This window comes from Dactylosporangium vinaceum, from assembly GCF_019904175.1.
In the GTDB taxonomy this organism is placed as follows: Bacteria; Actinomycetota; Actinomycetes; order Mycobacteriales; family Micromonosporaceae; genus Dactylosporangium; species Dactylosporangium vinaceum.
In genome coordinates this window covers 7463955-7477885 of sequence record NZ_CP061913.1, presented here as the reverse complement: position 1 = coordinate 7477885, position 13931 = coordinate 7463955, and the positions used below count along the sequence as shown (strand labels likewise).

Sequence of the window (13931 nt, the reverse complement as noted above, 5' to 3'; positions counted from 1 at the left end):
GACCAGAGCGTAACCGGTTCAGTGCGGCGGCGGTGCGATGCTGTCGCGCAGCAGCAGGCGCGGTGTGGCGTCCTGGTAGTCGGCCCCGGAGCCGCTCAGCAGCACCCGGGCCGCGTGGGCGCCGTAGGCGTGGACGTCGCGGGCGAGGGCGCTCAGCGCCGGGTACGCCATCTCGCACAGCTGGGAGTCGTCACCGGCCACGATCGAGAGCCGGCCCGGCACGTCGATGCCCAGCTTGCGGGCCACGTGCAGGCCCGCCGTGGCCATGATGTCGTTGTCGAACATGACGGCCGTCGGCGGGTCGGCCGCGGTCAGCAGCCGCTCGGTCGCCCAGGCGCCGGCCTCCCACGTGTAGTCGGTGTCGATGACCTCGGCGGCGCGCAGGCCGTGGGTGCGGGCCGCGGCCCGGAAGGCGGCGGTGCGGATGCGGGTGTGTGAAAGCGACACGAGGCCGCCGACCCGGGCGATGCGGCGGTGGCCGATGCCGGCCAGGTAGCCGACCGCCTCGGTCAGGGCGGCCGCGTCGTCGCTCCACACCGCGGGAACGTTCGAGCCGGGCGGGCGCACCGACGGGTGGCCGACGAGCACGCCGGGCAGGCCGAGCCGGTCGACGGCGGCCACCCGCACGTCGTCGGTCCACAGGTCGGTCAGGATCGTCGCGTCGATGCGCCGGGCCGCCCACAGGGTCCGCAGCGCCTCGACCGCCCGCTCGTGGTCGCCGACGACCTGCAGGACCAGGGCGGTGCCGGTCGCCGACAGCTCGGTCTCCAGCCCGGCGATGAACTGCATGTAGAACGGCTCCACGCCCAGCGTCGCCGCGTCGCGGGCGATGACCAGGCCGATCGCCTCCGCGCGGGCGGCCGAGAGGTTGCGGGCGGCGGCGTTGGGCTGCCAGCCCAGCTCGTCGGCGATCGCCCGGATCCGCTCGCGGGTCTGCGCGGAGACGCCCGGCCGGTCGTTGAGCGCGAACGACACGGCGCCGATCGAGACCCCGGCGGCCTCGGCGATGTCGCTGATCGTGGGCCGTTTCACAGCAGTCCAGGTCCGATCACTTGGTGGCTCCGGACGTGAAGCCGTTGTAGATGAAGCGCTGCAGGAGCAGGAACAGGATAAGGGTGGGCGCGATGACCAGGACGGCCCCGGCCGAGATCGTCTCCCAGTGGGCGCCGAACGGCCCCTTGAACCGGAACAGCGACGTGGAGATGGTGCCCAGCCCCTCCGACGGCATGTAGAGGAACGGGATGTAGAAGTCGTTGTACACGAAGATGCCCTTGATGATGACGACCGTGGCGATCGCCGGGCGCAGCAGGGGCAGGATGACCGACCGGTAGATCTTGAACGCCGACGCCCCGTCGAGCCGGGCGGCCTCGTCGAGCGAGACCGGGATCCCGCGCATGAACTGCAGGAAGATGTAGATGGCGACGATGTCCGTGCCCATGTACAGCAGGATCGGCGCCCACCGCGAGTCGAACAGCCCCAGCGCGTCGACGACCCGGAACGTCGCCACCTGCGTCGTCACGCCCGGCACGAGCGTGGCGACCAGGAACGCGCCGACGACGACGCGCTTGAACCGGAAGTGGAAGCGGTCGAGGGCGTAGGCGGCCAGGGTGCCGGCCAGGACGGTACCGAAGACGGAGACGACCAGGATGATGCCGGTGTTCAGGAAGCCCGTCAGCATGTTGCCGGCGCTGAACGCCGTGACGTAGTTGCGGAAGTTGAGCCAGTGGTGCGGCAGCGCCAGGGTGTCGCCGCCGGCCATCTCCTCGGGCGTCTTCAGCGACGTCAGCAGCACCGTCACCAGTGGCAGCAGGACAACGACAGAAGCCACGACCAGCATGGTGTACCGCAGGATCTGTGCTCTCACACCAGATCGGTCCTTTCGTCCGGGACGAGGCGCCGCTGCAACCAGGTGACAAGCAGCACGATGAGCAGCAGCACGACCGCCGCGGCCGAGGCGAGCCCGGTCTTGCCGAACTGGAACGCGAGCTTCACCGTCTGGATCACGAACGTCTTGCTCTCACCCGCACCGCCGGTCATCACGAACGGGATCTCGAACACCGCGAGCGACCCGGACACGGCCAGGATCACGCTGAGGCTGATGATCGGGCGGATGCCGGGGGCCACGATGTGCCGGAAGATCTGCCAGCGGCCCGCCCCGTCGAGCTCGGCCGCCTCGTACAGCTCACCGGGTATCGCCTGGATCGCGCCGAGGAACAGCACGAACGTCAGCCCGGTGAACCGCCACACCGACACCCCGGACAGCGACCAGTTGACCAGGTCCGGGTCGCCGAGCCACAGCTTGCCGGGGTGCGCGCCGACCATGGCCAGCACCGAGTCCAGCGTGCCGTGCGGGCGGAAGAAGTACAGGAAGACGAACGACACGGCGACGCCGTTGATGAGGTACGGGAAGAACAGGATGCCCTTGAACAGGTTGCGCAGCTTCAGCTCGAAGCTCAGGACGAACGCGAAGTAGAGGGCCAGGGCGATCTGCACGGCCGCCGCGGCCAGGTAGTAGAGGCTGACGAAGAACACCTGGAACAGCTCCGGGCGGGTGAACAGCTCCACGTAGTTGTCGGCGCCGACGAACGCCGGGTCGCCGAGGCCGTCCCAGTCCGTGAAGCTGTACCCGACCATGCTCGCGACCGGCACGTAGGTGAAGACCACCAGGAGCGCGAGGGCTGGCAGCAGGTACAGCCAAGGCATGGCTTTTCTGATCGGGCACCTCCTGTGCTGGGGCGGGCCGGCATCGCCGCCGGCCCGCCGCGGGCGTCAGCCGACGGTCTTGGCCGCTTCGGTCCAGCGCTTGGACAGGTCGGTGAAGATGCCCTTGAGGTCGCCGGGCGCGGCGCCGCGGGCGGTGTCGACGATCTTCTGCCGGTAGTCGGGCTTGCTGATGCCGACCTCGGAGGCGTTGTCGATCTTCGTGAGCTGCGCCGACTCGGCCTGGGACAGCTCGATGAACTGCACCCCGGCGTCGGTGAACGGCTTCAGCGCGGGCGGCAGCGGGGCGCCCTTGACCGCGGAGACGGCCTGGTTGACCGCGGCCGAGTCGGACTTGTCGATGAACCAGTCGAACCAGGCGCGGGCGGCCGCCTTGTGCTTCGAGTGGCTGTTGATCGCGTACTGGTAGTCCGGCGCCACGACGGAGCAGAACTTGCCGCCGACCTGCTTCGGGAACGGCATGTAGCCGATGCTGTCCGGGCTCTTGCCGGCCTTCTTCGCCGCGTCCTGCATCTGCGCGATGGCCCACGAGCCGAGCCACATCGTCGCGATCTTCCCGTTGGCCAGGGCGCCCTTCGAGTCCTCCCAGTTGGTGGTCGTCGGGTCGGCCTCGGACAGCTTGTTCTTCACGATGTCGTAGAGCAGGGTGTCGCCGACGGTGAAGTCGCTGCCGGGCGCCCACGGGTCGGTGGTGGGCAGCTTGTCGTTGGCCTTCGGGTCGCAGCTGACCGAGCCGATGACGCTCGACCAGGAGCTCAGCGGCCAGCCGTCGTGGTAGTTGGTGTAGTACGGCGTCGCGGCGGTCTTCGACTTGATCGCCTGCAGCGCGGCGATGAACTCCTCGGGCGTGGTCGGCCACTTCGACTCGCCGGCCTGGCTCCAGACGTCCTTGTTGTAGACGAAGCCGTTGACGTAGGCGAAGCCGGCCACGCCGTAGACCTTGTCGCCCACCTTGGCCTTGTCGGTGAAGCTGTACTTGGCGGCCAGGTCGGCGGCCGACCCGAGCGGGGCGAAGAACTTCGGGTAGTCCCCTGTGGACACCGTGCTGGGGATCAGCAGGACGTCACCGTAGTTCTCGGTGTTCATCCGGATCTTCACCTCGCCCTCGTAGTCGGTGACGCCCTCGAACTTGACGTTCACCTTCGGGTACAGCTGCTTGAACTGGTCGGCGTACTTCTGCATGGTCCCGTCGGTGACCAGGTCCGTGCGGTTGGTCAGCACGGTGATATCGCCGGAGACCGTGGCGGGGTCGGTCGGCGAGACGGCGTCGGCGGACGATCCGGACGGGCCGGAGCCGCCGCACGCGGCCACGGCGAGGGCGGTGGCGGCCAGCACGGCGACGAATGAACGTCTGGACATGTGGGGTGTGCTCCATTCGGCCTAAAGCGTTTTAGTGAAGCGGACGCAGCTTGGCACCGGCCCCGGCCACCGGTAAAGGGGCTTTGCTAAACCGTTATATCTGGACAAAAGCCCTGACCACGGCACGACGAAAGCCCCGCCGTCGGGCGGGGTCGCGGTGCGGCCGGGCTATGGGATCAGGCGGGCGGTGCTGCCGCGCGGGCTCAGGTGGGCCGGTTCGCCGCGGGTGCTGGCGACCGGGTCGCCGGCGATCGCGGCGAGCAGCAGGTGGGCGGCGCGGACCCCGTAGGCGCCGATATCGCGGGTCAGGGCGGTCAGGGGCGGGTGCAGCAGGCGGCAGACGGGTGAGTCGTCCCAGGCGACGATGGACAGCTGCCCGGGCACCGCCACCCCGAGCTCATGGGCCACGCTCAGCCCGGCCACCGCCATGATGTCGTTGTCGTAGATGATCGCCGTCGGGCGGTCGTCGCGGCTGAGCAGCCGCCGGGTGGCCCGGGCCCCGGACTCGCCGCTGTAGTCGGCGGCGACCGTGACCGCGTCGGCCAGCCCGAGCCTGTCGCACACCCCGGTGAACGCGGCCGTGCGGATCGCGGTGTGCGCGAACTCGGCGATGCCGCCGACCCGGGCGACGCGCCGGTGCCCGAGCGCGGCCAGGTACTGCACCGCCTCCTCCATCGACTGCGCGTCGTCGGACCACACGCACGGCAGCGAGCCGCTGGCGTCGGGCGGCCCGATGACGATCGCCGGCAGCCCGAGCGCCTCCAGGGCGGCCACCCGCGGATCGCCCGTGCGCACGTCGCAGACCAGCACGCCGTCGACCCGGGCCTCGCTGTGCCAGCGCTCGTAGAAGGCCAGCTCCTCGTCGCGCCCGGCCACCATCTGCAGCAGCAGCGCGTAGGAGTGCCGGGACAGCTCCAGCTCCAGGCCGCTGATGAGCTCCATGAAGAACGGCTCGACGCCGAGCGTGCTCGGCGGGCGCTGCAGGGTCAGGCCGACGACCCGGGCCTGCGCGCCGGCGAGGGCGCGGGCGTTGCTGTCGGCGTGGAAGTTGAGCCGGCCGGCCACCGCGAGGATCCGCTCGCGGGTGGCGGGGGAGACGCCCGGGCGGCCGTTGAGGGCGTAGGACACCGCGCCCTTGGACACCCCGGCCTCGCGGGCGATGTCGGCGATTGTCGGTCGCTTCATCGCATCCCCTTTCTCGGTTCAGCCGATGCTAGCCCCACGGCCCCGCTTTGTCGCCATCGGCAGATTGACAGCCGGGAGGGGCCTGGCTACGTTGAGCCCACTTACTCGGTTCATAAGCCAAAACCAGGGGCCGCAGATGTACCGCACGCTGCACGAAGGCTGGACGATGAGCGCGACCGGCACCGCCGCCGGTGCCGCCGACGATCCGCGCTGGACCCGCCCGCCGCACCTGGAGTCGATCCCCGCCACCGTGCCCGGGAGCGTGCACACTGACCTGCTCGCCGCCGGGCTCATCGCCGACCCCTACGTGGACGACCACGAGCTCGGGCTCGGCTGGATCGGGCGGACACACTGGCGGTACACGACGGGCTTCGACTGGCAGGACGACGGATTCGACCGCGTCGACCTGGTGTGCGACGGCCTCGACACGATCGCCTCGATCACCGTGAACGGTCACGAGGTCGGGGCGACGGCCAACATGCACCGCCGATACCGCTTCGACGTCCGCCCGCACCTGCGCCCGGGCGCCAACGACCTGGTCGTCGGCTTCACGGCGCCCTACGAATACGCACAGGAGCAGCTGCGGCGGCTCGGTGACCGGCCCGGGCCGTACGACGAGCCGTACCAGTTCATCCGCAAGATGGCCTGCAACTTCGGCTGGGACTGGGGGCCGACACTCGTCACCGCCGGCATCTGGCGGCCGATCGGGCTGCACTCCTGGTCCGGGGCCCGCATCGCCGAGGTGCGGCCGAGCGTGCGCCCCGACGGCGTCGACGTCACCGTGGCCGTCGAGCGCCCGGCCGGCCGCGCCGCCCCGGTCGCGGTGTCGGCGCAGGTCGGCGACGTGCGCGTCGAGGGCAAGGCGACCGCCGGGCAGGACGAGCTCACGCTGCGCGTCGACGTGCCCGAGCCGACGCTGTGGTGGCCGCGCGGGCACGGCGAGCCGCACCTCTACGACCTGACCGTCACCGCCGGCGACGACACCCGCACGAGCCGGGTCGGCCTGCGCAGCGTCGAGCTCGACCCCGACGCGTTCCGGCTGATCGTCAACGGCGAGCCGGTGTACGTGCGCGGGTTCAACTGGATCCCCGACGACCCCTTCCCGGCCCGGACCGGCCCGGCGCAGCTGCGGGAGCGCTTCGGCCAGGCCGTCGCGGCCGGGGCCAACGCGCTGCGGGTGTGGGGCGGCGGCCTGTACGAGTCCGACGCCTTCTACGATCTGGCCGACGAGCTCGGCCTGCTCGTGTGGCAGGACTTCCCGTTCGCGTGCGCCGCGTATCCGGAGGAGGAGCCCTTCGCCACCGAGGTCGAGGCCGAGGCGCGCGACAACATCGCCCGGCTCATGGGCCACCCGAGCCTGGCCCTGTGGTGCGGCAACAACGAGAACATCGAGGGCCACCAGCACTGGGGCTGGCCCGCCGAGCTCGGCGGGCGCACGTGGGGCGCCGGCTACTACCACGACCGGTTGCCGCGGCTGGTCGCCGAGCTCGACCCGGGCCGCCCGTACTGGCCCGGCACCCCGTACTCGGGCCACCCCGACGGCGACGTCCACGACCCGGCGACCGGGACCGTGCACATCTGGACCGTGTGGGGCAGCGCCGACTACACGCACTACGCCGACTACACGCCGCGCTTCGTGGCCGAGTTCGGCTTCCAGGGCCCGCCCGCGTACGCGACCCTGCGCGCCGCGGTGACCGACGACCCACTGACCCCCGACTCACCGGGCGTGCGGCACCACCAGAAGGCCGCCGACGGCAACCGCAAGCTCCTGACCGGCCTCGGCGAGCACCTGCCGCAGCCGTCGAACTTCGACGACTGGCACTACTGGACCCAGCTCAACCAGGCCCGCGCCATGGCGTTCGGGGTGCGCCGCTTCCGCGCCCTCATGCCGTACTGCATGGGCACGTTCGTGTGGCAGCTCAACGACTGCTGGCCGGTGACGTCCTGGGCCGCCGTCGACGGCGCCGGCCGCCGCAAGCCGCTGTGGTACGCCCTGCGCCGCGCCTACGCCGCGCGCCTGCTCACGTTCCACGAGGACGGCGTCGCGGTCGTCAACGACACGCCCTCGCCGTGGACCGGCACCCTGACCCTGACCCTGCGCAACCTGGACGGCTCCACAGTGGACACCGCAGCCGTCGCGGTGAGCGCCGCACCCCGAGCGGTCGCCGTGTGCGCCGTACCGTTCACCGGGGCGCCCGCCCAGGTCCTGGAGGCCACCTTCGACGGCCGGCGCGACCTGCGCTTCTTCGCCGAGGACCCACAGGTGCCGTTCCCACCGGCCGACTTCGACGCCCACGTCACCGACGTCCCGGGCGGCCACGCCGTGCACGTCACGGCCCGCACGGTCATCCGCGAGCTGGCCCTGTTCCCGGACCGCCTCCACCCCTCGGCCACCGTGGACGACCACCTGCTCACCCTGCTGCCGGGCGAGTCCGTGACCCTGACCGTGCACAGCGACGCGCCCTTGGACCGGGCGGCCCTGATCCGCCACCCGGTGCTGCGCTGCGTGAACGAGCCCCGCCCGCGTTGACCCGCACCCCGTTACCCGACCCACCGCCCGACCCGCTGCCCGCCGCCGCCGAGCGACCCACGGCACCGACCGTCGCCAGACGCCGCACCAGACCGCCACCACGTTCATCGCCGCCGCCGAAACACCTCCGGCCGCCGGGAGCGCTCCGGCCGCCGGGAGCGCTCCAAGTGCTGGGAAGGGAATGCAAATAGCTCCTCTGTCAACCGATGAGTGCGGCTTCGGTTTGCAGGGCTTGATAGACGACGTCGGAGAGGCGACGCTTCAGGACGCGGAGGGCCTCGAGGCCGCCGTCTCCGCCTGCCTTTCGGCGGGCGATGAGTTCTTGGGCTGGCGGGTGGCAGCGGGCTTGGGTCATGGCGATGCGGTGGAGTGCGGCGTTGAGTTGGCGGTTGCCGGTGCGGCTGAGCCGGTGACGGGTCCGGTTGGATGACCAGACTGGTAGTGGTGCGGTGCCGTTGTGCCGGGCGTAAGCGGCCGCGGATCGGAAGCGTGTGATGCCGGCGGCCTCGCCGAGAATCTTCGCTGCGGTCAGCGCCCCGCAGCCGGGCAAAGCGATCAGCGCCGGCGCTTGTTGCTCGGCCAGGACGCGGATCTGCGCCTCGATGCTGTTGATCTCCTCGGTAAGGTTGCTGCATCGGCGGGTGATTGCGGCGGCGAGCTGGGCGACGACACCGGGCAGCCGGCCGAGGCGGTGCAGGATGTGGTCGAGGTTCGTGATGCGGTCGAGCGATCGAGCTGGCGGGTCCCAGCCGGGGTCGAGTTCGTGCAGATGCCAGCGGAGTCGGTTGATCGCGCGAGTGCGTTCGGCGACGAGGTCTTCGCGGTGGTCGACCAGCAGGCGCAGGTCGCGGTCCGGGCCGTCAAGGTGCGCGGTGGGCAGGCCGTCCTCGCGGAGCGCGGCGCGGGCGACGGCGCGGGCGTCGATGGGGTCGGATTTGCCGTAGGTCCGGGCGGCGTCGCGGGCGGGGGCCATGAGCTCGGGCGGGACACGGACCATGCGTTCGCCGGCGGCGAGCAGGTCGCGTTCGAGGCGGCGGGTCATGTTGCGGCAGTCCTCGACGGCCCAGACGCGTTCGTCGCCGTGGCCGGCCGCCCAGCGCAGTAGCGCCAAGTGGTCCTTGCTGGTCGTTTCGCAGGTCTTCGGGCCGAGTCGGCGGCCGTTGCCATCGATGACGGCGGCGGTGTGGGTGCGCTTGTGCGCGTCGATACCGGGTCGGCTGAGGTCGGGCCGGTGGTGATGGGCCCGCAGTGGTGGGCCCGCAGTGGTTGGGTCGGCGGTGGCGCAGAACGCGCGGTGGTCGGGCCGACGGTGGTTGGGCGGGCGGGTGGGAGCGGGTGGCGGTGTGGGGTGTTCGGGGCGGCTGTGCCGGGCGTAGGCATCGGTTGACTTAACTGGATTTAGCTGCCTTACTCGGTTCAGTTAACCAGTCTTCCAGATCTGGGAAGGAGTCCCCGTGCGCAAGGTTCTTGCCGGGGCGGCCGTCGTGCTCACCGCCCTCGCCGCGACCGCCATCGTCACCGTCACCGCCGCGCCCGTCGGTGCGGCGCCCACGCCGGGCGGGACCGCCACCGCGGCCGACGTCGTGCGGTATCTGCAGTCCATCACCGGGCGGTCGATCATCGCGGGCCAGCAGGACGGGCCCAGCTCGGCGCCGAACACGTGGCAGCAGAAGGTGCATGACATCACCGGGGTGTATCCGGGGGAGTGGGCCGGTGACTTCGCGTTCGAGCAGGCCGACATCGACGCCCGGCCCACCGTCGTCGCGCAGGCCAGGTCGGTGTGGGCGGCGGGCACGATTCCGGCGCTCGTGTGGCACATGTGCCCGCCCACGGTGGGGCCGTCCTGCCACTGGGACTACGGTACGGGCGCCATCGAGAGCAGGCTCAGCGACGCCCAGTGGAGCGAGCTCGTCACCGACGGCACGGCGCTGAACACCGCGTTCAAGCGGCGCCTGGACGAGGCGGTGCCGTACCTGCAGGATCTGAAGAACAGCGGGATCCCCGTGCTGTTCCGGCCGCAGCACGAGATGAACGAGGGCTGGTCCTGGTGGGGCGGGCGGCCGGGGGCGAACGGCAGCCGCAAGCTGTACCAGATCACCCACGACTACCTCGCCGGCGCGAAGGGGCTCAGCAACCTCGTCTGGGTCTGGAACCTCAAGGACGTCGCCGGCGGCGAGAGCCACGTCGCCGACTACTGGCCCGGTGCGTCCTATGTGGACGTGGCCACCCTCGACGCCTGGGTCAACAAGCAGCCGACGACCGCCTGGTACAACGCCATGCTCGGGATCGCCGGCGGCAAGCCGATCGCACTGTCCGAAGTGGGCAGTGTGCCGACCCCGGAGACGATCACGGCCCAGCCGCGGTGGACGTTCTTCAGCGTCTGGATCGGCTGGCTCACCGACCCGGCATGGAACACCGGCGACGCGGTCAAGCGCACGTACTACGACCCGCGGGTCCTGCACCGCGGCGACATCCACTTCGGCGCCACCGACCCCGGCGGCGTCGGGGCGGTGCGGGGCCTGGGCGGCAAGTGCCTGGACGTGGCGGCCGCGGGCTCCGCGAACGGGACGAAGATCCAGCTGTACACCTGCAATGGTTCGAATGCTCAGGTCTGGACGGCCGGTGCGGACGGCACGCTGCGGGCGCTCGGCAAGTGCCTGGACGTCGCCGGTGGCGTGAACGCCGACGGCACCAGGGTGCAGCTGTGGGACTGCAACGGCAACGGGCACCAGCGGTGGGCGCGCACCGGCCAGACCCTCGTCAACCCCGAGACCGGCAGGTGTCTCGACGTGACCGGGCAGAGCAGCGCCGACGGCACCCAGATCCAGATCTGGACCTGCAACGGCCAGACGAACCAGAGCTGGGTGCTGCCGTGACCGTTCGCCGGTCGCGGAGCCGGGCCGCCGTGTTCAGTGGTGGCCGCGGCCGGCCGCGCTGAGGGGTGCCCGGCGGTGGGCAATGGTGCCGCCGGCCGCGGCGAGCACCGCCACCGCGGCGAGCAGCCCACCGGCGACCCACGCCCCGCCGCCGCCGTCGGGTGCCTCGGCGGCGGCCGGGGCGGCGGCTGATGCCGGGGCGCTCGCGGTGCCGGCCGGGGCGGTGGCGCTCGCCGCGGCCGGCGGGTCGACGCGGCCGATCGCGCCCGACTTCGCGTCGGTGTAGTACAGGGAGCCGCCCGCGAAGGACAGCGCGGCGGCGCACACGGCCGGGGACGGGCCGGCCGGGTAGCGACGCACGGTGCAGCCGTCGCTCATGTACAGGTCGCCGTCGCTGGTCAGGGCCCGGGCCGGGCTGGTCGCGACCTGCACCCGGGTGCCGTCCGGGGCGACCTGCAGGACCTGGGTGCCGGTGGCCACGAACAGGCTGCCGTGCGGCCCGGGGGCCAGGGCGGCCGGGCGCGGGGCCGTGAAGAACCGGCTGACCTGCCCGGCCGGGGTCGCCTTCCACACGGTCGTCGCGTCGGCCCAGTAGACGTCGCCGGCGGCGTCGACGGTCAGGGCGAGCACCGCGGCCTTGCCGGTGGCGAAGAGCGTGCGGGCCCCGGCCGGGGTGAAGCGCAGGATGCGGCCGTACTGCGTGCCGACGTACACGTTGTCCGCGGCGTCGACGCCGAGGCCGGCGGGCTCGGCCAGCTGCTCGGCGAAGACGGCCGGGGTGCCGCCGCGCACGGCCAGAATGCGGTGCCGGGCGGGGTCGGTGACGTAGACGGTGCCGCGGTGGTCGGCGGCGATGTCGTGCGCACCCGGGACGGTGGCGACAAGTGTCACGGCGTCGGCCGCCGTGGCAGGGGCCGGGGCCACCGGCAACACCGTCAGCAGGCCGATTCCGGCGCCGATCAGCCCTGCCCGCAGTCCGTTCATCGCGCTCGCCCCTCGCTCCGTCCGTGGCCGTACCGGTGAACAACGCGATTTCCGACATGTCGGATATGGCCGTGGGATCATGAGGGGCAATGGACGCCGACCGGGAAGCCGCGCGGTCGGCCGCGCCGGCGCTCTCCGGCCCGGCGCCCGGGGCGCACCTCGACGACATCGCATGGCGGCACGATCGTCGTGCGGCGCCCGACCGGCGCGGACCCCGGCACCGTGCGGCCGGCCGCGCCGTGACCGGCGAGCGCTCGCGCCGGGTCCGGCAGGTGTCCGCGGCCGGGCTCGCCGTCGTCGTGCTCGCCCTGGCCGCGCTGAGCATCGCCGGGGTCGTGCGGACCCGCCGCGCGGCCGACACGGTCACCCGCTCCACCACACTGGCCGCCGCCTACGAGCGCGCGCACGACGCGGCCGCCGAGGAGGAGCTGGCCGAGCAGCACTACCGGCTCGAACCCGGGCCGCCGGTGCGGGAGGCGCACGCCGCGGCGGCCATCGCGCTGCGCGGGGCCCTGGCCGGCATCGAGCGGCTCGGCAACGCCGGCGACCGGGCCGTCGCGGGCCGGGTCCGGGCCTTGCACGAGGAGTACCTGGCCGCGATGAACAGCCTCTTCGCGGCCGTCGACGCCGGGGACGGCCCGCTCGCGGAGCGCATCGACGACACCCTCACCGACCCCGTGTTCGGCCGGCTGAGCGACGAGCTGCGGGCCGCGAACACGGCGCACGCGGACGCCGCCGCCCGGGCCGTGGCCGACCTGCGCCACATCGAGGCGATCGTCTTCACGACCACGACGCTCGGCTCCGGTGCCGGGCTCGTCCTGATCGCCGCGTTCGCGCTTGTCGCGGCCGGCTACCAGCGGCGCCTGCTGCGCCAGGCCGCGGCCGGCGAGCACCAGGCGATGCACGACGCGCTCACCGGCCTGCCCAACCGGGTCCTGTTCGCCCGGCGGGTCGAGACGGCGCTCGGCGACCCGGACGCGCCCGTGTCGCTGCTCATGCTCGACCTGGACCGGTTCAAGGAGGTCAACGACACCCTCGGCCACCAGTGCGGCGACGAGCTCCTGCGGCAGGTCGCGGCCCGCTGCACCGCGGCGCTGCGCGCCGGCGACGTGGTCGCCCGGCTGTCCGGGGACGAGTTCGCGGTCCTGCTGCCGGGCACCCGCACCGCCGAGGCGGCAATGCTCGCCGCCGCCCTGCAGCAGCGGCTGCACCAGAGCTTCGCCCTCGGCGAGGTCATCGTCGACGTCGAGGCCAGCATCGGCGTGGCCGGTGCGCCGGACGACGATCGGGCGACACACGCCTCGTGGGCGGCGGCGCGATCGGCCGGCGCCGGCTTCCACACACCCGACGCGCTGCTGCGCTGCGCCGACATCGCCATGCACGCGGCGAAGGAGGCCAAGAACGGTGTCGCCGTCTACCGGCCCAGCATGCACACCGACGACAGCAGCCGCCTGCTGCTGCTCGGCGACCTGCGCCGGGCCCTGGACGCCGGTGACCAGCTGACCCTGCACTACCAGCCGAAGATCCGCCTCGACGACCAGGGCCTCAGCGGCGTCGAGGCCCTGATCCGCTGGGCCCACCCGACCCGCGGCGCGATCCCGCCCGCCGAGTTCATCCCGGTCGCCGAGACCACGGGACTGATCAACCGCCTCACGTTGTACGTCCTGCGCCTCGCCCTGGCCCAGGAGCGCGCCTGGCTCGACGCGGGGCTGCCCATCCCGGTCGCGGTGAACCTGTCCCCGCGCTGCCTGCTCGACGCCGAGCTGGTCCGGCACATCACCGACCTGCTGGCCGAGTTCGCCATCCCGGCCGCGCTGCTGCGCCTGGAGGTCACCGAGTCGGCCGTCATGGCCAACCCGGCCCAGGCCACCGCGACCCTCACCGAGCTGCACGACCTCGGGATCCACCTGTCGATCGACGACTACGGCACCGGCTACTCGTCGATGGCGTACCTCAAGGCCCTGCCCGTCGACGAGCTCAAGGTCGACCGCACGTTCGTGCAGCACATGGACGTCGACCAGGACGACGCCGTGCTGGTCCGCGGCGCGATCGAGCTCGGCCACAACCTGGGCATGACAGTCGTCGCCGAGGGCGTCGAGGGCGCCGCCCACGCCGTCGCCCTTCAGGCGCTCGGCTGCGACATCGCCCAGGGCTACCACTACGCCCGCCCGATGCCCGGCGAGGACGTCACCGCCTGGCTGCGCACCTACACCGCGGCGACCGCGATCCGCGAGTCGGCGCTGTAGACCGGGCCGACCGGCGGGCGCGAGAGGTTG

Annotated in this window: 10 protein-coding genes; 3 read left to right on the top strand and 7 right to left on the bottom strand. The window is 72.2% G+C overall.

The window, feature by feature from the left end; genetic code table 11:
• Positions 1-18: 18 nt before the first annotated feature.
• The 5 genes from Dvina_RS33480 to Dvina_RS33460 form a co-directional block, all read right to left on the bottom strand.
• Complete coding sequence (locus Dvina_RS33480; RefSeq protein WP_223093283.1) at positions 19-1032, bottom strand: LacI family DNA-binding transcriptional regulator; 1014 nt, start codon at positions 1030-1032, stop codon at positions 19-21.
• A 16-nt stretch (positions 1033-1048) separates the two neighbouring features.
• On the bottom strand, positions 1049-1837 hold the full coding sequence (locus tag Dvina_RS33475) for a carbohydrate ABC transporter permease (protein WP_223105852.1): 789 nt from the start codon (positions 1835-1837) through the stop codon (positions 1049-1051).
• Between the two features lie 23 nt (positions 1838-1860).
• Entirely contained in the window at positions 1861-2703 is an 843-nt protein-coding gene (locus Dvina_RS33470) for a carbohydrate ABC transporter permease (protein WP_223093282.1), read from the bottom strand.
• A 66-nt stretch (positions 2704-2769) separates the two neighbouring features.
• Positions 2770-4080, bottom strand: a complete 1311-nt coding sequence (locus Dvina_RS33465) for an ABC transporter substrate-binding protein (RefSeq protein WP_223093281.1) — start codon at positions 4078-4080, stop codon at positions 2770-2772.
• Positions 4081-4248: 168 nt separating this feature from the next.
• On the bottom strand, positions 4249-5265 hold the full coding sequence (locus tag Dvina_RS33460) for a LacI family DNA-binding transcriptional regulator (protein ID WP_223093280.1): 1017 nt from the start codon (positions 5263-5265) through the stop codon (positions 4249-4251).
• 136 nt (positions 5266-5401) lie between these two features.
• Here Dvina_RS33460 and Dvina_RS33455 point away from each other — a divergent pair, with 136 nt between their 5' ends.
• Entirely contained in the window at positions 5402-7795 is a 2394-nt protein-coding gene (locus Dvina_RS33455; RefSeq protein ID WP_246655486.1) for a glycoside hydrolase family 2 protein, read from the top strand.
• 199 nt (positions 7796-7994) lie between these two features.
• On the opposite strand, the gene Dvina_RS33450 is transcribed toward Dvina_RS33455, so the two are convergent.
• Entirely contained in the window at positions 7995-8966 is a 972-nt protein-coding gene (locus Dvina_RS33450) for an IS110 family RNA-guided transposase (RefSeq protein WP_246656617.1), read from the bottom strand.
• A 283-nt stretch (positions 8967-9249) separates the two neighbouring features.
• Here Dvina_RS33450 and Dvina_RS33445 point away from each other — a divergent pair, with 283 nt between their 5' ends.
• Positions 9250-10671 carry a lectin gene (locus Dvina_RS33445; RefSeq protein ID WP_246655485.1) on the top strand — a complete coding sequence of 474 codons (1422 nt, stop codon included), beginning with the start codon at positions 9250-9252 and terminating at the stop codon, positions 10669-10671.
• Positions 10672-10704: 33 nt separating this feature from the next.
• Here Dvina_RS33445 and Dvina_RS33440 read toward each other — a convergent pair whose 3' ends face one another.
• Positions 10705-11655: an NHL repeat-containing protein gene (locus tag Dvina_RS33440; RefSeq protein ID WP_223093279.1), complete on the bottom strand. Its 951-nt coding sequence runs from the start codon at positions 11653-11655 to the stop codon at positions 10705-10707.
• 89 nt (positions 11656-11744) lie between these two features.
• Between Dvina_RS33440 and Dvina_RS33435 the strand changes: the two genes are divergently transcribed.
• A complete protein-coding gene (locus tag Dvina_RS33435; RefSeq protein ID WP_223093278.1) occupies positions 11745-13901 on the top strand; it encodes a putative bifunctional diguanylate cyclase/phosphodiesterase in 2157 nt (718 codons plus the stop codon).
• Positions 13902-13931: the final 30 nt, after the last annotated feature.

Bases quoted from the DNA above. Each gene is read 5' to 3' on its own strand.
- Dvina_RS33470 (WP_223093282.1), bottom strand. From the start codon at position 2,703: ATGCCTTGGCTGTACCTGCTGCCAGCCCTCGCGCTCCTGGTGGTCTTC.
- Dvina_RS33440 (WP_223093279.1), bottom strand. From the start codon at position 11,655: ATGAACGGACTGCGGGCAGGGCTGATCGGCGCCGGAATCGGCCTGCTG.
- Dvina_RS33460 (WP_223093280.1), bottom strand. From the start codon at position 5,265: ATGAAGCGACCGACAATCGCCGACATCGCCCGCGAGGCCGGGGTGTCC.
- Dvina_RS33435 (WP_223093278.1), top strand. From the start codon at position 11,745: ATGGACGCCGACCGGGAAGCCGCGCGGTCGGCCGCGCCGGCGCTCTCC.
- Dvina_RS33455 (WP_246655486.1), top strand. From the start codon at position 5,402: ATGTACCGCACGCTGCACGAAGGCTGGACGATGAGCGCGACCGGCACC.
- Dvina_RS33475 (WP_223105852.1), bottom strand. From the start codon at position 1,837: ATGCTGGTCGTGGCTTCTGTCGTTGTCCTGCTGCCACTGGTGACGGTG.
- Dvina_RS33465 (WP_223093281.1), bottom strand. From the start codon at position 4,080: ATGTCCAGACGTTCATTCGTCGCCGTGCTGGCCGCCACCGCCCTCGCC.